This window comes from Alteromonas sp. BL110 (genome assembly GCF_003443615.1).
Classification (GTDB): domain Bacteria; phylum Pseudomonadota; class Gammaproteobacteria; order Enterobacterales; family Alteromonadaceae; genus Alteromonas.
On the sequence record NZ_CP031967.1, the window covers coordinates 2281127 to 2302920 of the forward strand.

Here is a 21794-nt window from a genome sequence, read left to right on the forward strand (position 1 = left end):
TCCACAAGACAGAACTTTAGGTCTGCCTTGGCCAAACAGTGTTGTAAAGTTTGTACTAGGCTTAAAAATTTACCTTACCAGCGGCGAAGCAGCTGTTTATAGATAGTTTTATCTAAAAGCGACGGGCGGGGCGATGTGCTTTCTTTAATAGGAAGAGCCGCACGAGCATCTTCTAACGATGCATAACGCTCACCGTCAACATAAAACATGCTGCTGTCAGAGGTAGGCTTAGCGTCAAGGGAATAAGCAGTGTCTAGCAAGTCAGTGGTTGTAGTAATACTGCTGTGCCCGATAAAGTCGCCAACACCATCGCCATCTACATCCTTGGTTAGCCAAGCCAAAGCGAGAGGCTGATTAAGTTCACCGTTATTTTGCAACGTCGATACGGCTTGGTTAAATTTCGCAATAATGCTTTGCGCACTCGCGACATTCTTACTTATCGCTATTTGAAAACCTGTTTTTGCTAAAGGCTTTGCTGAAAAGTGCAGGGTTTCTTCGTTATCGTTAGCTAGCAATATGTTTAGCTCTCGCGCGAGAAGCTGAGTGGTAATTAAGTAAGGCGCTCTATCATCGGCAAGTTGGCGAAAGGCATCAAACGTAGTGGGGTTACGCGACCACTTTATATCTTTAAGTAGTCTGAACGAGGGGGTGTTAGCAAAGCGGTTTTCAATGGCAACGCGATTGCCTTTCAAATGAGGAAACAATTTAACGTCTTCAACGTCAGCCTCTTTACTCAAAGCGTAAAGGTACACAGGCAAGTAGATATCGGAGAGTATATAGTTGCTACTGTCCTCGCCTAAGTTTACATAGGCGAATTCACCGTCTAGTTTCCCCGTCAGTACAGAACTGCCTAAAAAGGCTCGCCGCATAACCTGAAGTTGAATATCTAACCCCGCCTTTGCAAACACCTTTTCAAGCAGAGCATTAATACGAGCAGGCTCGCCATCATCGCTGATATAAGTTTCAAAGGTAGCGGCACCCAAGGTCGTGGGGGCGGCATGTAATGGCGAAGTGTTAACTAAACAAAGGGCTAGGCTTATACCTAAAAAGGAAAGGCGTCGAGTGAAAAAAGAGAGCGAAAACGCGCTGAATCTTACCAAAAGTGAACTCCGAACTGCCGTCATGCATTTACTACACTGTAATGTAGTTAGTCACTTAATTCCAATAAACACGCATTGGCTTAAATTAACAAAATGTAAGTCGCATCAGTATTTTGTGCAGTATGTGTAATATGTGTAAGGCTAGTTTATATCAATGTACCTCGTGACAATAAGCCTGTTTTAGTAGCGGCTTACTGTCACGACTGTTAGCAGAGGCTAAAAGCGTTATTCGCCGAAGCTTCCCGCTGGGCCTGGATATACTACCACGCTTTCAACGCCGTCTTCATTCACGCTGGCAACACCAAAAAAGTAGTTGTCGATAACCACGTTTTCAAGCATGGCTTCGGTCACATTGCCCACATATTTACTGTATTCCCACTGCGGTGCATCGGTATGACGCCAATAAACTTTGTAACCTTTAAGCTGTGGGTTTTGTTTTGCATCTAATGCATCCCACTTTAGAAAGGTTGAAGGCTGAACCGCACCGGCAATTTGTACATTTGCAGGTGGGTTAGGTGCCCACGCCATTGCTGCAAGAGAAACAGCGTTTAGACCGGTAAGCTTAGCTGCGTAGTCAAAGTTAACACCATCTAAGGTATCGCCATAGGCAATGCCATCTTCTACGCGAAGGTCTTGGTGCTGACGGGTGTAGTTTTCGTTAGTTTCCATAATACGAATACCCGGATAGCCCAAGTCGTTAAACGGGCGATGGTGACCACCGCGGCCAAAGCGGTCTAGGCGATAAATCACCATAGTGTCTAAATTCTCAATGTACTTATCCGCGATTTTATCAATATAGCGAGCAAGGTTTCGGCTTGGTGAATCTACTTCACCGCCGGTGAAACGGCGCATGCGCGCTTCTTTTTCCGTTTCGGTTACGCGTGTTCCTTCGGCAAATAAGCGAGCGGTGGTGTTGTTGATCACGCCGTTTACGCCTTCAATATTGCCTATCATGTCGTTATTGAGCACGGCTTTAATTCTCCAGCCGTCTTTTTTGGCTTGGTTTGCCATAATACGTCCGCCGAAAAGTCCTTGCTCTTCGCCAGATAACGCGGCATACACGATACTGCCGTTAAATTTATACTTTGATAATACTCGTGCTGCTTCAAGAGTACCTGCAACACCAGAGGCGTTGTCGTTGGCACCCGGTGAATCAGAGGTAAAATCCATTACATCAGACACCCGTGAATCAATATCGCCTGACATGATTACATAGCGGTCAGGGTCGGTAGTACCGCGCTGAATAGCGATAACGCTAACCACTTCTACTGGATCTGGAATACGTTTCTCACCACTAATAACTTCGGACTGATAGTACACTTCTAAGCAGCCACCGCACTCGGCTGAAATTTTATCAAATTCAGATTTAATCCAACGACGCGCAGCACCTATACCACGGGTATCAGACTCGGTTTCAGAAAGGGTATGGCGAGTACCAAAATTGACCAGTTTAGTAATGTCTTTTTCAATGTTTTCGGCGGAGACATTTTTGGCAATATCGTAAAGTACTTGCTGCTGTTCGCTTTGCGCGAAAGCAGCGAAAGATGCAGTGCTACTTAACAAAATGGCTGAGGCCAGCAAACTATTTGTTCTTATTTTGGCGCTGATGTTAGCGAGTGCGGATAGGTTTTTTATCATTGTTCTCTCCAGTATTTATCTTTTCACCATAACCAATACGTGGCTTGGCTACAATTGGAGTAAACGGTTTAAACTAGCCAACTGTCGCAAGCTTAAAACTATCTATTCTTTACTTTCTGAAAAAAGTAAAGATGGTAGTATGATAAATGAACAGTTGAGAGGTGTGGAGATTAAATAACCATGGCTAAAGTTAGTATGAAACGGCAGATAACGCTACCCGCAGAGTTGTGTAGCATTGCAAATATCCATGCGGGCGATGATGTTGAAAGCTTTGTTGATCGTCAAGGTGTTATTTCTATTGTGAAAAAACAAACTGGCGCGGCAAAAGGAATTTTGAAAAATATCACTGTTAATCACAGCTTCAGTGATGAGGCGTCGCTCCATAGCGCGTTAGAAAAATGATAGCTATAGATACGAATATCTTGCTCCGCTAACTACTTCAAGACGAGGAAATGCAAGCTAAGCAAGCAAACAAATTGATTTTGTCTTCTGAAACAGTATTGATTACAGATGTGGTATTAATTGAAACCATCTGGACGCTAAAAGGTAAGCGCTACAGCTTAAATAAAGAGAAAATTATTCAGGTTATTCATGCACTATTTGCCGAGCCAAATATTGTGTTTGAGGATAATCAGGCTGTGTGGGCCGCACTGAAAGATTTTACCAATGCTAAGCCTATAAAAGCAGGCGGAAAAACCAAGCAAGCAGATTTCCCAGATGTTCTCATTATTAATAAAGCCAAACGTCACGCGCAGCTATATAAGCTAAACCTTACAAACGTGTTTACCTTTGACAAGGCGGCTCAGGAGATTGACGGTATGACTGATCCTCAATATCCATAATAAAACGCCAACGACGATTCGATGGCGATAGGTTCTAACAAGCCCTTATGTAATTGGCTTAAATAAACGCGAACGCGTCGCCAAACAAGTTCTCAACTTTTAAGCCGCGCTGAGTAAAATCGTCGCGCACAACTTTAGCCATTTCAAAGCGACCTGCCACATAAACCTGAACGTTCGCAAAGTCAGCGTGATCAGCCATTACTGCGTGATGCACCCAGCCCGTTCTGCCTTTCCACTCGTCACATGCAAACTCAACAACCGGCACAAAAGTGAAGTGCTCATTTGCTTCAGCAAGCGCTGTTAGCTCATCGGCTAAATACAAATCAGCCGCATGCTTTCCGCCCCAATAAAGGGTAAGTGGTGTTTTGTCACCGCTATTAAGATGCTCTTGCAAAATTGAGTAGGTATACGAAAAGCCTGTACCACCAGCAATAAGCACCATAGGCAGGCCATTGCTTTGCAAAAAGGCATTGCCATTACCTACATTTACGGTAATTTCACCATCTGCACGCATGCGCTCAAGCACTTCACCGGCGTAGCTGTTGCCAGGCTCGGCACCAATGTGTAATTCAATGCGGCTATTATCAAACGCGGCATTGGCAATAGAAAATGGGCGCATATCTTTTTCGCCCATTACCACCATAGCGTACTGACCGGCCTTAAACTCAACAGGGCTTTCTGGCGTTAATTCAACTTTTTGTACCACTTCGGTTAAAGGCGTGATGCTTGCAACCTTACACTTAATCTCTGACATGTATTCTCTTTAAACCTTCTTGCTTAGCGTGTCGCCTTTACATACGCTTTCAAAGAAGCGCACGCTTTAATACTCGTTAATAGCGCTACATCGAGCCGCTACATAATACCAAGACTGTCCCAAATATCATCAATGCGTTTTTTAACGTCTTCGTCCATCACAATAGGCACGCCCCATTCACGGTCGGTTTCGCCCTGCATCTTGTTTGTCGCGTCCATACCCATTTTCGAACCTAGCCCTGAAACCGGTGACGCAAAGTCCAAGTAATCGATAGGTGTATTCTCTATCATAACCGTATCGCGGGCTGGGTCCATACGGGTAGTGATAGCCCAGATAACATCGTTCCAGTCGCGCGCGTTAACGTCGTCATCGCACACTATCACAAATTTCGTGTACATGAACTGTCGTAAGAAAGACCACACGCCCATCATCACTCGTTTAGCGTGACCCGGGTACTGTTTCTTCATGGTAACTACCGCCATACGATAAGAACAGCCTTCCGGTGGCAAATAGAAGTCGACAATTTCAGGGAACTGCTTTTGCAAAATCGGCACAAACACTTCGTTTAAAGCGACACCCAAAATGGCTGGCTCATCGGGTGGACGGCCCGTATAGGTAGAATGATAAATAGGGTCTTTGCGATGGGTTATATGGGTAACGGTAAATACAGGGAAGTCGTCGACTTCATTGTAATACCCGGTGTGATCGCCATAAGGGCCTTCGGGCGCAGTTTCATCCTGAGCAATATAGCCTTCAAGCACAATCTCGGCGCTGGCAGGAACTTGCAAATCGTTACTGATAGACTTAACCACTTCGGTTTTATCACCGCGTAGTAGGCCTGCAAAAGCATATTCTGAAAGGGTATCTGGAACAGGAGTAACAGCGCCTAGTATAGTGGCTGGATCTGCGCCAAGGGCCACAGACACAGGGTAGGGTTCACCCGGATGCGTTTGACACCACTCGCGAAAATCAAGGGCGCCGCCACGGTGTGATAGCCAGCGCATAATGAGTTTGTTTTTGCCAATAACCTGCTGACGATAAATACCCAAATTCTGGCGCTTCTTATGCGGCCCTTTCGTAACGCTTAATCCCCAGGTTACCAAAGGCGCAGCGTCACCCGGCCAGCAGCGCTGCACAGGAATTTTTGATAAGTCTACATCGTCACCGGTAAGCACAACTTCCTGACAAGGTGCTTTTCTCAACACTTTAGCGGGCATGTTCAGGACCTGCTTAAATACAGGTAACTTTTCCCAAAGATCTTTAAGCCCTTTTGGCGGCTCTGGTTCTTTTAAGTAAGCCAGCAGTTTTCCCACTTCACGTAGTGCTTCAACAGAGTCTTGCCCCATGCCCATCGCTACGCGCTCTGGCGTACCAAATAAATTGGCCAGTACCGGCATATCGTGGTTTTTAGGGTTTTCAAACAACAGAGCAGGGCCGCCAGCACGCAAAGTCCTATCGGCAATTTCTGTCATTTCAAGGTCGGTATCAATGGGCTGGCTGATGCGTACTAACTCGCCTTTTGCTTCAAGCTGGCGAATAAAGTCGCGTAAATCTTTGTACTTCATCTGTTTGGCGTATCCACACACGTTATTTATGGCAAGAATATACCATTTTAGGGCAAAGTCCGATCAGTAAGCGGTGTGAAACCAACATTAAACGTTCTACAGACAAATTAATCTTTACAGTGGCCCCATTTAGGTGTGATATAGCAATAGGTTATAAAATTTAACAATTAGGGGCCAATAGCGCACGGCGTGCGGTTTCTTACTATAGCCCCTTTATATTAGTGCTTTGCGATAACACGCTGCAGCCATGCGCGTATTAAAACCTTAATAACCCTTTTTTGCCTAAGGTGGTTACATGAGTTCATTCGATCAGGACATGCTAGACGAGTTAAATTTGCTACTGAAGTTTCCTGCAGACAGTCTGCTTCAGGGGTTGAAAATCCATCACGATGCCAGTCAAAGCATGGTGAACGCAGCGTCTAGGCTGTACTCGAAAGGTTTAATTACACAACCTGACGGCGGTTACTTAACTGATTTAGGTATCGATTTAGCCGACCACGCCCGTCATATCCAATCCGCCATGTGCCCGCGAAAAAGTAGTCATTAGCCCAGGCGTCTCTCGCTGTACTTTTTATTCGATAGGCCAAAGTGAAAAAGACTTTGGTCGTTTACGATAATTTGCGTAAAGAAAAGTACGTCTTAGTTAAGTTAATCTATACTAGGTCGATAACTAAACTAAGTTTGTGTTATCAACATTTATTGCTTAGCTATGAAACGAATTATATCTACCGCTTTATTAATCTGTGCTTCCGTAACAGGGTTTTCTGCTCATGCGCTTGAGGGGGAGACGATAGAAGAGCTTCGTGCGGTTCAGCTATACAGCCAAGATGCGCTCATCGACATGATTAACGCTAATACTCACTTAGATAAAGTGGTAGAAGACAGATGTCAGCTTGTTCAAGACATTGAAGCTCGCGCTGATGTGTTAAAAATTCCAGCCTATCAATTTTTATGGGGCGATATGCTTGCGTGGGGGGTATGCGTAGATGCTGAACCTGCTCGTGGTATTGGTTATATGGAAGATGCTGCGAATCAAGGTTTACCTGCGGCACTCGAGCAATTGGGGCGTTACTATGCAAAGGGCACGCTTGTGCAGCAGGATAAATCTCGCGCCGTAGTGTATTTACGTGAAGCCGCCGCGCTTAAAAACCTAAAAGCGCAAATTCACTTGGTTGAGTTGTTTTTGGACGGTTATGGCAGTCCTTACGATTATGAAGACGCATACCACTGGCTTTATAACTCGGTGACTAACGATAAAAAACAGCATCAGCAAATCTCGTCTTACTTGGCTCGCTTAGAAAAGCTAATGCACCCAAAAGCAGTGCGCGAGGCTAAGCGCCCGCTGGATAGCTGAAGCAGCAATAAGCGGTTACCACATAGCAAGGGAAGGTGGCCCTAGAGGTCCTGCAACCACCTAACGCTTTCGCCAGCCTGTAAGCATGGGGCGAACCAGTTGAATATTACCCACATATTGCACAATAAACACCGCTGCGATGTGCACTATCACACACCCATATAGCACATCCGCCATTATACTGTGCGTCCACTCCAGCAAACTGTTGCCAAAAAGGGCATCTATTTCTTCCATCATAAAACCGGTAATGCCTAATCCAAACAAAAGGGCAATAACCACCATGAACATAAGCCAACCAAAAGGATTGTGGCCGTGATTAGCAGGCAGTTGCTTTCGCTTCAAATGGCTTATATGTGTTTTGAAGGTGTGTTTACTTAGCGAAATGGTGGAAAAGCTTGCGTGAAAATCTGTATCGCTATTTTCACTCTTACTATTTCTGCGTCTTATTCCCCAAGCGATACGAAGAGTCAGAAGCCCCATTGCCGCGTAACCCATGATTTCATGGACGAGGCGGCCAGGCTCTGCAATAAAGTAATTAACTGTAAACGCGGTAACAATGCCCCAGTGACACAGTCGAACAACCCTATCCCAAATATAAATGCTATCGTGCGAATATGAAAATTTAGCGCTATTCATGAAGTGGCATACTCACTATGAAAAAATCATAAGGAATGTTACGCAAAATCTCTTAGTCGAAACAAGCGCTAGTCGGAAATCCTACCGACACTTAAAATTTTGGATGATTAGTGTTTATTTTTCATTACAGACTTGAATCTGAGCTAACAGCTTGTAGCGTAATGTTCTTCATTTAATTATGCACAACTTCCTTGTATGGCGATTAATCTGCACAGCAACGCTAATTACTCTCCAATAACGGCGCTTTTAAAACATCTGACCAAAAAACAACATTAATAATCCACAAGAGCAATAGTAGGTAAATCTGTCGCTCCTGAATTGCCCAAAAAAGTTCTTATCAAGCGCTATCGGACGCGTTGATAAGGCGAAGAATATCACTGTCAACCCTAGATATGAGATGAGGGCACCTTCCTCGATGTAAGATTGCAAATAAGCAAAAATTGAAATAGATAAAACAAGGAATGCAAGTAATTTGAAAAAATGCGTATAGGTCATATGTAATCCTCTCTTCCCTAAAAATTAACCTTATAGTAAACAGCCTGCTATAGAAAAAGCAGGCCATTGTTTTCACCTTTTATCTCTGATGCTTACACATCATTGAAAAACGTATAGAGATCGCCACCTAGAGAGCCACTTCCACCAAAGTAGCTGCTCGCTCCGCTGTAAGCACTATTAATGCCTGAACCTATCGCCCATCCAATACCAAAACTCGCGCCAATGGCCGCGCCAATTACGCCCGCTCCCGCTCCATAGGCTACTGTAGCAGCTGAACCTGCACCGGTAGCACTGCCATATGCTACACCAGCAGCAGTTCCTATTGCGCCACCAGTACCGGCATTTCCAGCAATATCGGCGCCCGCTACCTCATGGAGTTCATTTAGTTGTAGCTCTCTTGGTTTTTCATTTCTGTTCATAATTATTCCTTATTCAAAATTTTTGCATTTGGATTGCATTCTTCTCTACCATCATTTCGCCACACCGCACAAAAGGCTATCCTAATGCTGGGGGCTAAAAACAATGCCGCCATGAAAAGTATGCGCAAAAACTATTTCTTGTTTCTTGCGATGTGTCAAAAAAGTTCGCAACTTGAAATAAGATTTTAAAAGTCAATGATTTATGTTGATTTGTTATCAGGAGATAATTTTTTCAAAAGTTAAATTAACTCAGTTATCTAATCGCTTAACTCCTTTTAACACAGCTGTTTCAGAAGTTGTGACAGGCTTATATAGGTTGAAATCTTATTTTTTAATATTGTTTCTTTTCATGAATGATTCAAACAATATATTTCTTTAGGTCAAATGCTCTTACACGTAAACTTTCTCCTTAAGCCATCTCGCTTTCGCTTGTCACAAAAATGCTTTTTATGCTTTGAGAATGCTAAGAATGTTTTCTATAACACCTTTTTATGAGCAGGATATTCCCTGCTGTTCTGCACGGTGTGCCTTTAGTTTACGTATTGGAGTTTAGAAGTTCCCAACCGAAAGGCAGTGATGCGAGTGCCTCAAATTCTGCTTGGGAATTACATGATGAGAAATCAATATGCGCTCTTGTTAATGAAAAGCAGGTCGACGTAATGGGTTAATGTGACGGTCAGGTAAGAATTGGTTAAGCTGATTAAATCTAATATAGCGAGCTGCTAACTACTTAATAAAAAAAAGCTGCATTAATTTGCAGCGTTTTCACTAGACCTAAAAGCATTTATGCATTGCTTGCAAAAGCACACTTAATGCATTTCTTTCTTAACAATGCTGCCATCAACAGGATTAAAGTAAATTTCTACTTTGTTTTCTTCTTTATCAAAACCGTAGATTTCGTAACAATTGCCATCGGTTACTTTAAATTCGTTAATTTTGTAACCTTGCGCTAACAGCTGAGCCTGAAACGCATCTTGGTTTTGCCATTCAGCTTCAGGTGCAGTAGTACACTGAGTAGTACCATGCTCTGCACTACAAGCACTTAATAGGGTGGCAGCGCCAATAGCCGTAGCCATCATTAATTTTTTCATTGCAGTCTCCATTTTGCTTTTTAGTTAAACGTTATTTTTGTCCTACGTGGAATGAGTGTACTTAGTTTGCTCTTTGATTCAAAGGGGCGTTTTTGCAATAGCCATTTATCACAGCTTAGATTTTTCGAATAGAATATATCTGTCACAAAAGTGCCTTTCATTTGTCACGGATACTTCATCGAACCGTCTCAAAGGCGCTCTACATTCTTGTGCTTCGATAATTCTAAAAGGTAAGCAATGTCGCCAATCTATCGGCGAAATGCTTATAAAAAACACAAAACACAAAACACAAAACACAAAACACAAAACACAAAACACAAAACACAAAACACCCAATAAGCACACGAAAGGAATGATTTGATGCGTCCTCTGTACCCTAGATCCGTTTATTCACGCTCTTTGCTTGCTACAACAATTGCGTTTGCTTTATCCAGCGCTGCAATTGCCCAAGAAGTAGCGCCTGATACTGCAAACGAAACTGACTATATAGAAGAAATTACGGTAACCGCCCAAATGCGTGAGCAGTCCCTAATGGATGTGCCTGTTACTATGGATGTAATCGGCAGTGAGTTCTTAGAGCGCACTAACATTATGGAGCTTGACGAACTTTCTCGCATATTGTCGAACGTTCAAATTCAGGAACAGGCCGTAAGCCTACCGTCTTTTAATATTCGCGGCGTGACTGACGATGTATCGTCAGTGTCGGCAACGCCTCGCATCTCGGTATATCAAGATGGCTTTGATATCAGCAAGAAAACCGTAGCCAGTGTTGCGCTTTACGATATTGCTCGCGTTGAGGTGTTAAAAGGCCCGCAGCCGACCTTGTTTGGCGTAGCAGCTGCTAACGGCGCGGTAAGTATTCATTCTAATCTTCCCACCTTCGAACAAGAAGGCAAAGTTCAGGTTGGTTATAACTCAGAGCAAGGCCGAGAGGTTGAGTTTATGTATAACCAGCCTATTAATGATAATCACAGTTTTCGTATTGCCGGGCTTTACCGAGAAATGGATGGCATTGTAGAAAACAATGCCTGCAGTGCTGATTCTTATTATGGTAATGCAAACATGTATAACCATTTAGGGGAAGAAGTGCCGTGCAGTGGCGAAGATCTGCAAGGTGTATCGGTGCAAGCACTTCGTGCCACCTGGCTTGCAAGCTATGAAAGGCTTGAAGTTATTGCTCGTGCAGCAATGGAGTACAACGATCAGCCGGGCATCGCTTTCAAATCTGGCTCTATCGCACCAAACGGCGGAGATACTAGCCCTTTTACCGATGCTGAGTTCAGCTTGGGCAGTGAGTTAGGTATCGAGCGCACGCTTCAAGCCTACGACTTAACCCTAAACTACGATTTTAACCAAATGCTTAGCCTACACGCCGATGCCTACTATAAAGATGTAGAAGTGAGCGAAGGCTTTGATGCAGACGGTTCAGCGCTTAGAATTCAAGATGCTTATTTCGATAACGACGCCACACTTCAAGGCGCATCAATGCGTTTGGTGTATGACTCAGGAGATAAGCTGGCAGCTTTTGTTGGTGCCTCCATTACTCAAGACGAATCGATTTTGCCTTACTATGTGATGGTAGACCCACTTGTACGCGGTACTTACGACGCAGTAAAAGCACAGCTAGAGGCTAGTTCTAATATTCCGCTTAATCAAAACATTGCTACTGACGCGTCGCTAGAGGAAATAGAAGCGCTGCGTGCTATATTGGTGTCGCAGCTATTTAATGCAGATGGCTCACCTATTTCTAACCCTGCGCTGCCGCCCATTTTGATACAAGGGCCATTCATCTTTGAAGCTGATCTAGACATAGCCTCTTATGTTGCTGAGGTATCGTATTATGTGACCGACGATATTAATGTAACGGCAGGTATACGCTACATTGATGAAACCCGTTATACCCGTAACACCTTTACCACAGCAGACGGTGCTTTTACTTTCGATGCCGAGCGTGACTTTGACGATACCTTGCCGCGTTTTGCAGTAAGTTATGATGTGAACAACAACTGGAATTTATATGCAAACTACGCCAAAGGCCGCCGTTCGCCAGTTGTTGATGCTAATGCAGGTGGTGTGAATGTAACTAAGCCTGAAATAGTAGACAGCTATGACCTTGGGGTTAAATACCAAAGCGCCAATTTCCTGTTCTCAGGTGCCATTTTTACCTATGAATACAGCGATTATCAGCAAAGCTTTACCGATGCAGAAACCTTACAGTCGATTACGGTAACGGTGGGTGATTCGACAATGTCGGGTATTGAGGGTATGGCTACCTATAACTACAGCGAAACGCTGACGCTAACAGCAAGCCTTGGTTTCTTAGACGCAGAGTTCGCAGATAACACAGCCGATGGCTCTGAGTTCCAGTACGGCGGCAATAAGTTTCGCTTAGCGCCAGAAGTCAGCGGTGCCATCAACATCAACAAAGTATTCAACATGAATAACTTCGACATTGATGTTAACTGGCTAACCAGCTTCCAGTCAGAAGTGTTCTTTGAAAGCAGCAATTACCCTGGCCTTTCTCAAGATACTTACTCACTGACCGATGTATCGGTGAAACTGCTTCAAGACAACAGCAAGTTTGCCTACGAGTTTTACGTGAACAACCTGTTTGATAAGGAGTTCTTGATTGATGCGGGCAATACAGGTGGTGGCTTGGGTATTCCTACCTATGTTCGCGGTATGCCGCGTATTGCCGGTGTGCGTGTTTATTATGAGTTTTAAAAGTAGCTAAAAATTAAGGCGCTTAACTGGGTTAAGCGCCTTAATCTAAGTAAATACCATTTGCTACGCTGTAATCTCATAGCTATGCGTATTAACTACTTTTCCTGACTTGGTTAAAATCGCATCCACATAGTGCCAAGTGGCTGTTGCGCTGTCTTCGCTAACGGTCAATGTCATAAAGCCGCGCTGGTGAAGATTACAGTACTGCAAGTCTTCAATAAGAAGCGGAAGGTCATCGGCAAGGGTTTCTGCCATTTCATCATCCATACTTAAGTAATGTTCCATACCGGGCGATGTCACACCTGGTGTAGCAAGCTCAACGCCCACTTCTGTACCATCTTTAAGGGTTAACTTATTGTGCCATGCGTTATGTGTATCACCTGCAAGGGCAATAACTGGCTTGCCGATGGATTTCAACTGCATCAGAACCTGCTCCCGTTCAACGGGGTAGCCGTCCCATGCGTCTAAGTTATAAGGCATTACCGTATTTATAAGCGCAAGCTCTTGCTCACTGAGTGCGGCGCCTTGCTTTTGTTTGCGTTTGATATTGGCGAGTCTATGTACATGAGTAGGTATTTCTTTACGTTCAACACCGTTAAAAATAGATACAGGGAAAAGCATGCGGCCAATTAATAGCTGCTGGCCTAACACCTGCCATTTAGCTTGGCTTTGCTGCATTGAAGAATGTAGCCAGTTGCGTTGGGTTTCACCAAGTAGACCGCGATTCGGGTTGCCAATGTCTTTCATAAAGCGGGCTTGATCAAACGCTTTAGTTTCAGCATCGCGATAGTCGCCGTAGTCAAGCTGCTTATCGCGGGCAAGAACCCGTGTGTCGAGCATGTATAAATCAAGAAGCTTACCAAAAGTGAACTGGCGATAAATTTCTAAACGCTCAGTGCCAAACGGCGGGCGAATGGGTAGCCACTCATAATAAGCTTGAACGGCGGCAGCACGGCGTTCATAAAAATCGCCTTCATCTAGTTGATGATTTTCCGCACCGTCTTTATAGGTGTCGTTAGTAATTTCATGGTCATCCCACACAACAATAAATGGCTTGTTTTGGTGTAATGCTAACAAGCCTTCATCCGTGCGATATAGCGCATAGCGGTTGCGATAGTCGGTTAGCGTATAAAGCTCGGTATCGTTATCGGGGGCATAAGTTCGGCCAATCTCTTTTGCATGCTCAGTCGCATAACCCTTGCCATCGTATTCGTAAATGTAGTCACCAAGGTGCAAAACATAATCGATGTTGTGGTTTTTTGCTGCCTCCATATAGGGCGTGAAAAAGCCAGCAGGGTAGTTGGAGCAAGAAAATATGCCGAACGTAACGTTAGACACATCAGTTTCAGGCAGTGTACGGGTTTCGCCCACAGGGCTTGTATTATTAGCGCTTTTAAACCGGTAAAAATAACGGCTTGCTGGGGTAAGGCCTGTTACGTCTACCTTTACGGTAAAGTCATGGGTTGCTTTCGCTTCAACTATCCCGCTGCTTACTATGTCAGTAAAGTCTGCATCGCTCGCCATTTCCCATAAAATATCGGCTTTGGCTAAACCTGAGCCTGAATCTGTTGTTGGCACGGCGCGTGTCCAAATAATAACGGCGTCTTTTAACGGGTCGCCACTGGCCACGCCATGAGTAAAGGTAGCCTTAGTTTGCGGTTGGCTATTTGCTGAATTGCTCACTGTGCAGCCCGCTAGCCCTGTAGACACTGCCACGCTCGCACCTGCGAATGACGACAGCTTTATAAACGTTCTTCTATCCATATGCCTGCTCTTTATAAGTTTGTAAGGTAACTGGTGATGTCATTGTTTTGTTGAACGCTCATGCAACAAAAACGCAAACCCATTTTTATACTGAGTGTTTGTGACATAGAGATGTCAGGCTGAGAATCCATAATAACAGTCAATGTTTTACTGCAAATACTGTTATACTGTGCAGCAAATAACCACATGAACCAAAAATGGTTTATGTGTCTAAAAAATATATTTCAATGTTTTCCATAGTGCTTTGAAGAACTAAGCCACAAGCGAAGACGTTTTGAACAGAGTAATTAAAGGTAATTTAAAAATACATGAGTGATGATCCGCATTATCAGCGCGAGAAAGAAAAGTACGAAAATCCGGTAGCCAGCCGCGAATATTTAATGAGTTTATTAAAAGAACACGACAAGCCTTTGTCGTTTCTTGATATCTGTAATTTGGTGAACGCTTTCGATGAAGAAGCGCGAATTGGTATTCAGCGCCGACTACGTGCCATGGAGCGCGAAGGGCAGGTGCAATTCACTAAGCAGAAAAAGTACATACTTCAAAACCGTGATGAGCTCATTAAAGGCCGAATTATTGGCCACCGAGATGGTTACGGTTTCTTGCGTCCTGAAGACAAAAGCGGTGACTTATTTATTAGCGCAGGGCAAATGAACCTGTTCCTTCACGACGATGTGGTTGAAGCGCGTATTAGCGGTACCGACCGTCGCGGTAGAAAAGAAGCGTTTGTAACGCAAGTCATTGAGCCGCGCAGCGAGCCTATTGTTGGTCGTTATTTTGTTGAGCAGGGCTTTGGCATGGTTGTGCCTGATGACAGCCGTTTGCAGCATGAAATTGTCATTCCGCCAGAAAGTACCAACGGTGCCCGCATGGGGCAGGTGGTAGTGGTAGAGCTTACTCAACGTCCGCGTCGTAAGATGAACCCGGTGGGTAAAATTGTTGAAGTACTTGGTGAGCATATGGCACCAGGTATGGAAATAGAAATGGCGCTTCGCACTTTCGATATTCCACACCAGTGGCCGAAAGGCGTGACTAAACAGGTTGAAAAGCTAACCGATCAGGTGCCAGATGAAGCCAAAGAGGGTCGTATTGATTTACGCCAGCTTCCCCTTGTTACCATAGATGGCGAAGATGCCCGCGACTTTGACGATGCAGTATACTGCGAGCCGTTAGATGATGGCGGCTGGCAACTATGGGTAGCCATAGCCGATGTAAGTCATTATGTAAGAACAGGCTCGGCCCTTGATGATGAAGCGCAGCAGCGCGGTAACTCGGTGTATTTCCCTGACCAAGTTATTCCAATGCTACCTGAGGTGCTGTCTAACGGATTGTGTTCACTCAATCCTGAAGTAGACCGCCTTTGCATGGTGTGTGAAATGACCATCAGCGCGCAAGGTAAACTGGAAGAATTTCAGTTTTACGAAGCGGTAATGAATTCGCACGCCCGGTTAACCTACACCAAAGTGTGGAATATTCTTCAAGGCGACAAAGAGCTTCATCAGCGTTACGAGCCTCATGTACCCCACCTTCGCAATTTGCACGACCTTTATCGCGCGCTTAAAAAAGCTCGAGCTAAACGTGGCGCCATTGAGTTTGAAACCCAAGAAGTGAAGTTCGTATTTAACGCCCAACGCAAAATTGAAAATATCGTGCCTTTAGTGCGTAACGATGCGCACAAGCTTATTGAAGAATGCATGATCATGGCAAACGTGAGTGCTGCTTTAATGTTAGAAAAGCACGAAGCGCCAGCGTTATACCGAGTGCACGATAAGCCAGATGCCGACAGACTTACTGCTTTCACCAGCTACTTAAGTGAAATTGGTATCCCTCATGCCATTGTAGAAGATGCAGAACCAGCCGCCTTTACCGATGTGGTGCTTAAAACCCGTGGTCGAGTAGACGAAGAACTTATTCAAACTATGCTGCTGCGCTCGATGAAGCAAGCGGTTTACGATGGCGAAAACGTAGGTCACTTTGGTTTGGCGTTAGAAGCTTACGCACACTTTACATCACCTATCCGTCGCTACCCAGACTTAGTGGTACACCGGGCGCTAAAAGGCATTATTGCTAAACAGCAGGGTAAAAAAGCGGTAAGCGGTGCTAAAAACTACACTGTTGAAGAAATTGAGCAGCTTGGTGAGCAGTGTTCAATGACAGAGCGCCGCGCTGATGACGCTACCCGCGATGTGGCCGACTGGCTAAAATGCGAGTTCATGCTTGATCACGTCGGCGATACCTTCGAAGGTGTGGTGAGCTCGGTTACAAACTTTGGGTTATTTGTGCGTCTTACCGAATACCATATTGACGGCTTAGTGCACATAACATCGCTAGATGATGACTATTACCATTACGATGATGTGAAACAAGCGTTGGTGGGTGAGTCGGGCCATCGTCAGTTCAGACTAGGCGACACAGTAGAGGTAAGCGTTGCGGCAGTAAACCTTGATGAAAGAAAGATTGATTTATTACTCGATAAGTCTATGCTGCGCTCCACAAAAGGCAAGAAGGTAAAAGTGAAGACAGCTAAAAAGTCTTCAGACAAACCTACTCGTTTTGATAACAAGCCCCGCTCAGGTAAAGACTCCCGTTCTGATAAGAAAGGGAACAAAGGTAAAGGCGGCTCAAGCGCGTCTAGTCGAAGCGGTGGAAAATCGTCAAGTCGCAGCAGCGCAAAAGGCGGTAGCAGCGGCAAAACACTGTCATTGAATAAAAGAGGTAAGCGTTAAATGGCGCAGCAAGAATGGTTATACGGTTTACATGCCATGCAGTCGGTACTTGAAAAAGAGCCCGAGCGTGTAATGGAAGTGTGGGTTTTAAAAGGGCGTAACGATGAGCGCTTAACCAACATTGTTAACCAGGCGCGCCGTTTTGGAATCTCAGTTCAGTTCAGTCAGCGCAAAGCGCTCGACGATAAAGTGAACGGCGAGCAGCACCAAGGTGTAGTCGCAAAAGCGAAACCTGCTCGCGTAATGGATGAAGCTGACCTTGATAAAATACTAGAGCGAGAGTCGCAACCACTAATTCTGGTTTTAGATGGTATTACTGACCCTCATAACCTAGGTGCGTGCTTACGTACGGCTGATGGGGCAGGGGTACATGCTGTAGTTGTACCTAAAGATAAGTCGGCAAGTTTGAACGGCACAGTGAGAAAAGTCGCTTGTGGCGCGGCCGAGGTGATGCCGCTAATTCAAATTACAAACCTTGCTAGAACTTTGAAGCATCTTCAAGACAAAGGACTTTGGATTGTAGGTACCGCCGGTGAAACCGATAAAACCCTTTATGACGTAGACCTGAAAGGGCCTACTGCATTAGTCATGGGAGCAGAAGGTAAAGGAATGCGTAGACTTACAAAAGAAACCTGCGACGAACTGGTGAAGCTACCCATGGCTGGTAGTGTAACGAGCTTAAACGTGTCGGTAGCAACAGGCGTGTGTTTATACGAAATCGTAAGACAGCGCGGTATGTAACAACCGGTAGCCTGTATTAACAGGCTGTCTGCAGCAATATAATAATTTCTTTAAAAAAAGCGTGTGATCCGAAAGGGTCACACGCTTTTTTATTTTTAAGTGAAAATAATAGGTGTTTTAATATTTTGTTACAATTGCACTTGTAAAATAAATGTTAATTATAAAATTTTATTCCTAACATGAATTTGCTCGTAGAACACAATTGGCGCGCTTTTCATAAAGTGTGATGCTTTTTTAAGTATTTTAAAAGGTATAAAAAATACTCACCAGGGTTAAGGCAACATACTCAACTGTTTGATTAGCCGCCTAATATGAGCTCTGTAGCTAACCAGCCTATCGCCGGTTTAGCTATTAACCTGACAAACGGGTAGGTCGTTGCAACGCTGTTGCGTCGGTTGTCACGGATGAGCTTTTCGTATGAGGTAATGGTTATACCTGTATGTCATTTAATAACAAATAGCTTCAAAAGCACGCATCAAAACAGTGCTGAAGTTAATAAGACAGATAAAACAGGAAATAAATTTTGAACTCAAAATTAAATAAGAAACACACATGTCTAACAGCTGCTGCACTAGCTGTATCATTTGGCTTAATGGCTAACCCTGCAATGGCAGCAGGTGAAGGTCTGGTGAAAGTTAAAGAAAAACCGCAAACCCTAAAACAAGCACTAGGCAATAGACTAACTGTTGACCGCCTAGTCACAGTAGATCAAGAGCGCTATATCATTAAGTTTAAAGACGAAATGATAAGTGAAACTGTAGAGCTGGCCAGTTCAAGCGATACGCTTAGCAGTAGCAAAGCTAAATCAAAGGTTAAGACTAAACTGAAAACCAAGAAGCCTTTCAGCATTGCCTCAGCTAAATCTGAAGTTAGAAAAGCCGGTGGTTCGATTAAGAAAGAGCTTAAGAAGCACAAAATGGTGGCAGCTACTATGAGTAAGTCTGCGCTAAACAAGCTTCGCAATAACCCTAATGTAGAAAGTATTGAAGTGGATGTTCGCCGTAAGCCAATGGCGCAAACTACGCCTTACGGTTACACCATGGTACAAGCAAATCAGTTTGGACAGTCAGATACTACGGCTCGCAAAGTATGTATCATCGATACGGGTTATAACCTAGGTCACCCAGATCTGCCTGGAACCAACGATGGCGTTACGGGTCAAGCAAACAACAGTGCTGTTGGTAACTGGTATAACGACGGTAACGGACACGGTACCCACGTAGCGGGCACTATTGCGGCATACGATAATAATGAAGGTGTGGTAGGTGTATACCCAGGTGTGGATATGCATATCGTTAAAATCTTTAACGACAATGGGCAATGGACTTACGCGTCTGACCTAATTGATGCGATTACTCAGTGTCAAGACGCGGGCTCAAACGTGGTTAATATGAGCTTAGGTGGCGGCAGTTCATCTACTACCGAACGAAATGCTATGCAGAGCTTCACTGATGCCGGCATGCTGCTAGTGGCTGCTGCGGGTAACGATGGTAACAGCGCTAAGTCTTATCCTGCTTCTTACGATGCAGTAATGTCGGTTGCAGCGGTAGATTCCAATGAAAACCGTGCAAGTTACAGCCAGTACAACGATCAAGTTGAAATTGCTGCACCAGGTAGCGCCGTACAATCTACTTACCCAACGAATACGTACGCGTCTTTAAGCGGTACATCTATGGCTACGCCACACGTAGCAGGCGGTGCAGCATTGGTGTGGAGCTACTTCCCGCAGTGTTCAAACAACCAAATTCGTAATGCGCTTAATGCAACGGCTGAAGATAAAGGCAGTGCTGGTCGAGATAACCTCTATGGCTATGGCTTGATGCAGCTTGCAGATGCATATAACTACCTGAATACCAATGGCTGTGATGGTAGCGGCACTGGCGGCGGTGGCGGCTCTGAGCCAGGTGTAGAGCCAGTATCAGGTCAGCTTACCGGCCTTTCAGGTACTCGCAATAGCTGGGATCGCTATACATGGACTATTCCAGAAGGCGTATCGCAAATGACGATTCGTACCTCTGGTGGCTCAGGCGACGCTGACCTTTATGTGAAGTTCGGCTCACAGCCAGAAACCAATAGTTACGATTGCCGCCCTTACCAAAATGGCAACAGTGAAGTATGTACTTTTGATGCGCCAGCATCAGGTACATGGCACATAGGCATTCGCGCGTACTCGTCATACAGCGGTGTGACGCTGTCATACTCTTATGAATAAGTAACACCGTCTCCCGAAGACACTTTCAAAGCCTGCACCTGCAGGCTTTTTTCTGCATTTTCTACAAGCCTCCTTCAATAAACGCTTCGTCGAGCGAACTTCTACTAACAAAATTAGCTGCCGTGAACGGTCGCGTTTCATAAAGAAAAGTCAGCTTTGCAAAGATAGCGTAAAGCCTTGAACTAAGGCCTTCTCAGTTAGCCATATCGTTGTATTGTGCGTGCCAATATCAGCACTTATTTCATGTGCCTGCTTGCGTTAACGCAGTCTTAAACCAATAAAGAACAACTTCAAAGGACATTCAATTTATGCAATTGACCTCTCACTCTTTGCTTAATGGAACCTGGTTCCGTGCAGCGGCAATAGGGCTTGTGGCGCTACTAGGGCTTACCGCATGTGGTGGCTCAGACGGCAGTAGCTCAGACTACACTTATGCTTACATACAGTTTTATAACGCATCACCTAATGGCGCGAATGTTGAAATGCGAGAGGTTGATGGTGATAGCTTTGGTTCAGCTCAATTTGGTGATGCTACCTCTATGTATTCCATGGATGACGGCGAATACGAAATTGAGTTCATCCGTACCGACTCTGATGACCAAGAAGTTTACATCGACGAAATTACCGTGGACTTAAAAAATGGCTATAAAACCATCGTTGTGATGAGCGGTGATTTTAGCAATCCGACCTTCACTACGTATTCGTATGAGCGCGAAACACTAGAAGACCACTTCCGTTTGTTTGCGCTTTCTGTGGCCGTAGATGACTCATCGTATGATTTTTACATGAGTGAATCAGGCGACCCGTTTGAAGCGGCTAATTTCTTAGGCACTGTTACTACTGGTGACATGATTGAGTTTGAATATTGGGATGCAGATGACGACAGCGAATACTTCGATGAAGATGAGTACACAATTTACCTTACCGAGCCAGGTAGCGATGAAGTTGTATTTGAATCGCAAACACTAGATTTTGTATACGAAACTGAGTATTTAATGACCCTTCGTGATGTAAGCGGCGCTATTCAAGGAGGGCTTGTGGTGGATACAGTATTAAACTCTTCAACAGTAACAGCATTAACCGACGTTGAAGCAGATTCACAGTATCGAATCTACAACTCAACTAATCTAGATGCCGAGCTAAACGTAACCTTTGGCGGCAACACAGATGAAGAAGACGTGAGCTTTACGCTGGCAGCGGGCGAATTATCTGAATTTAGTGATATTCGCTATGGCGACTACCGCGTAACTGTCACTGACCCTTCAGGCACGGTAACATCACTTAGCAACAAGCTAATCACGCTTAATCAGGGTGAAAGTAAGGCTATTCTTATCTACAACACCGACAACCAATTAGGTGCAGCAACGTTTGTAGAGAGCGGTTTACCACAGGCTTATGATAAGACCGTTAACTTTATCAACTTAGTGAGTGATTTCGATGATGTGGACTTTTACTTAGTAAGAAACGACGAGACCATTGATACCGCAGAGTATGATGTGCAGAACCTGGAGTTTGCAGAAAGCACCAGCGAAGTACTGCCGTCAGACTATTACGAAGTGATCGCGGTTTACGAAGACGATAACGAGGAGCAAGTGCTTCTAGATAGAACGTCTTTGTACGGTTTTACTGAAGAGGAAAACTACATCATTACTGTAGAGCCTGCGGACACCGCAACAGGATATGAAATTAACGTGCTTTATTAATTAGTTAGTCTATTTATTATACTAATTGAT

The 21794-nt window shown here is 44.5% G+C and carries 17 protein-coding genes; 9 read left to right on the top strand and 8 right to left on the bottom strand.

Annotated elements, in window-relative coordinates:
- Nucleotides 1-74 precede the first annotated feature (74 nt).
- Entirely contained in the window at nucleotides 75-1100 is a 1026-nt protein-coding gene (locus D1814_RS09915) for a substrate-binding periplasmic protein (protein ID WP_118491842.1), read from the bottom strand.
- 225 nt (nucleotides 1101-1325) lie between these two features.
- Complete coding sequence (locus D1814_RS09920) at nucleotides 1326-2738, bottom strand: M28 family metallopeptidase (RefSeq protein ID WP_118491845.1); 1413 nt, start codon at nucleotides 2736-2738, stop codon at nucleotides 1326-1328.
- Nucleotides 2739-2918: 180 nt separating this feature from the next.
- On the opposite strand from D1814_RS09920, the gene D1814_RS09925 reads away from it, so the two are divergent.
- Together D1814_RS09925 and D1814_RS09930 are read left to right on the top strand one after the other, a co-directional pair.
- On the top strand, nucleotides 2919-3140 hold the full coding sequence (locus tag D1814_RS09925) for an AbrB/MazE/SpoVT family DNA-binding domain-containing protein (protein WP_118491847.1): 222 nt from the start codon (nucleotides 2919-2921) through the stop codon (nucleotides 3138-3140).
- 50 nt (nucleotides 3141-3190) lie between these two features.
- On the top strand, nucleotides 3191-3580 hold the full coding sequence (locus tag D1814_RS09930; protein ID WP_232368858.1) for a PIN domain nuclease: 390 nt from the start codon (nucleotides 3191-3193) through the stop codon (nucleotides 3578-3580).
- Between the two features lie 58 nt (nucleotides 3581-3638).
- Here D1814_RS09930 and fre read toward each other — a convergent pair whose 3' ends face one another.
- Nucleotides 3639-4334 carry an NAD(P)H-flavin reductase gene (gene fre / locus D1814_RS09935; protein WP_118491849.1) on the bottom strand — a complete coding sequence of 232 codons (696 nt, stop codon included), beginning with the start codon at nucleotides 4332-4334 and terminating at the stop codon, nucleotides 3639-3641.
- A gap of 98 nt (nucleotides 4335-4432) precedes the next feature.
- Complete coding sequence (gene ubiD, locus D1814_RS09940) at nucleotides 4433-5899, bottom strand: 4-hydroxy-3-polyprenylbenzoate decarboxylase (RefSeq protein ID WP_118491851.1); 1467 nt, start codon at nucleotides 5897-5899, stop codon at nucleotides 4433-4435.
- Nucleotides 5900-6194: 295 nt separating this feature from the next.
- On the opposite strand from ubiD, the gene D1814_RS09945 reads away from it, so the two are divergent.
- Nucleotides 6195-6446 (top strand): TIGR02647 family protein, encoded by a 252-nt coding sequence (locus D1814_RS09945; protein ID WP_118491853.1) that lies wholly within the window; start codon nucleotides 6195-6197, stop codon nucleotides 6444-6446.
- A 162-nt stretch (nucleotides 6447-6608) separates the two neighbouring features.
- The gene (locus D1814_RS09950; protein WP_118491855.1) at nucleotides 6609-7253 is read left to right on the top strand and encodes a tetratricopeptide repeat protein; all 645 of its coding nucleotides are present in this window, start codon (nucleotides 6609-6611) and stop codon (nucleotides 7251-7253) included.
- Between the two features lie 60 nt (nucleotides 7254-7313).
- Here D1814_RS09950 and D1814_RS09955 read toward each other — a convergent pair whose 3' ends face one another.
- From D1814_RS09955 to D1814_RS09965, 3 genes are all read right to left on the bottom strand, one after another.
- Nucleotides 7314-7889, bottom strand: coding sequence for a cytochrome b/b6 domain-containing protein (locus tag D1814_RS09955; RefSeq protein WP_118491857.1), 576 nt, complete (start codon nucleotides 7887-7889; stop codon nucleotides 7314-7316).
- A 587-nt stretch (nucleotides 7890-8476) separates the two neighbouring features.
- Entirely contained in the window at nucleotides 8477-8803 is a 327-nt protein-coding gene (locus tag D1814_RS09960; RefSeq protein WP_118491859.1) for a hypothetical protein, read from the bottom strand.
- An 809-nt stretch (nucleotides 8804-9612) separates the two neighbouring features.
- Nucleotides 9613-9894, bottom strand: coding sequence for a PepSY domain-containing protein (locus D1814_RS09965; RefSeq protein WP_083648659.1), 282 nt, complete (start codon nucleotides 9892-9894; stop codon nucleotides 9613-9615).
- Between the two features lie 360 nt (nucleotides 9895-10254).
- On the opposite strand from D1814_RS09965, the gene D1814_RS09970 reads away from it, so the two are divergent.
- Entirely contained in the window at nucleotides 10255-12618 is a 2364-nt protein-coding gene (locus D1814_RS09970; RefSeq protein WP_118491861.1) for a TonB-dependent receptor, read from the top strand.
- 63 nt (nucleotides 12619-12681) lie between these two features.
- Here the strand turns inward: D1814_RS09970 and D1814_RS09975 are convergent, their stop codons facing one another.
- A complete protein-coding gene (locus tag D1814_RS09975) occupies nucleotides 12682-14382 on the bottom strand; it encodes an alkaline phosphatase D family protein (protein ID WP_118491863.1) in 1701 nt (566 codons plus the stop codon).
- Between the two features lie 308 nt (nucleotides 14383-14690).
- On the opposite strand from D1814_RS09975, the gene rnr reads away from it, so the two are divergent.
- From rnr to D1814_RS09995, 4 genes are all read left to right on the top strand, one after another.
- Nucleotides 14691-17108, top strand: a complete 2418-nt coding sequence (gene rnr / locus D1814_RS09980) for a ribonuclease R (protein WP_118491865.1) — start codon at nucleotides 14691-14693, stop codon at nucleotides 17106-17108.
- Complete coding sequence (rlmB, locus tag D1814_RS09985; protein WP_118491868.1) at nucleotides 17109-17849, top strand: 23S rRNA (guanosine(2251)-2'-O)-methyltransferase RlmB; 741 nt, start codon at nucleotides 17109-17111, stop codon at nucleotides 17847-17849. It abuts the gene before it with no gap.
- Between the two features lie 523 nt (nucleotides 17850-18372).
- Nucleotides 18373-20061, top strand: coding sequence for a S8 family serine peptidase (locus D1814_RS09990; RefSeq protein ID WP_118491870.1), 1689 nt, complete (start codon nucleotides 18373-18375; stop codon nucleotides 20059-20061).
- Nucleotides 20062-20369: 308 nt separating this feature from the next.
- Entirely contained in the window at nucleotides 20370-21764 is a 1395-nt protein-coding gene (locus D1814_RS09995) for a DUF4397 domain-containing protein (protein ID WP_118491872.1), read from the top strand.
- The last annotated feature ends 30 nt before the right edge of the window (nucleotides 21765-21794 follow it).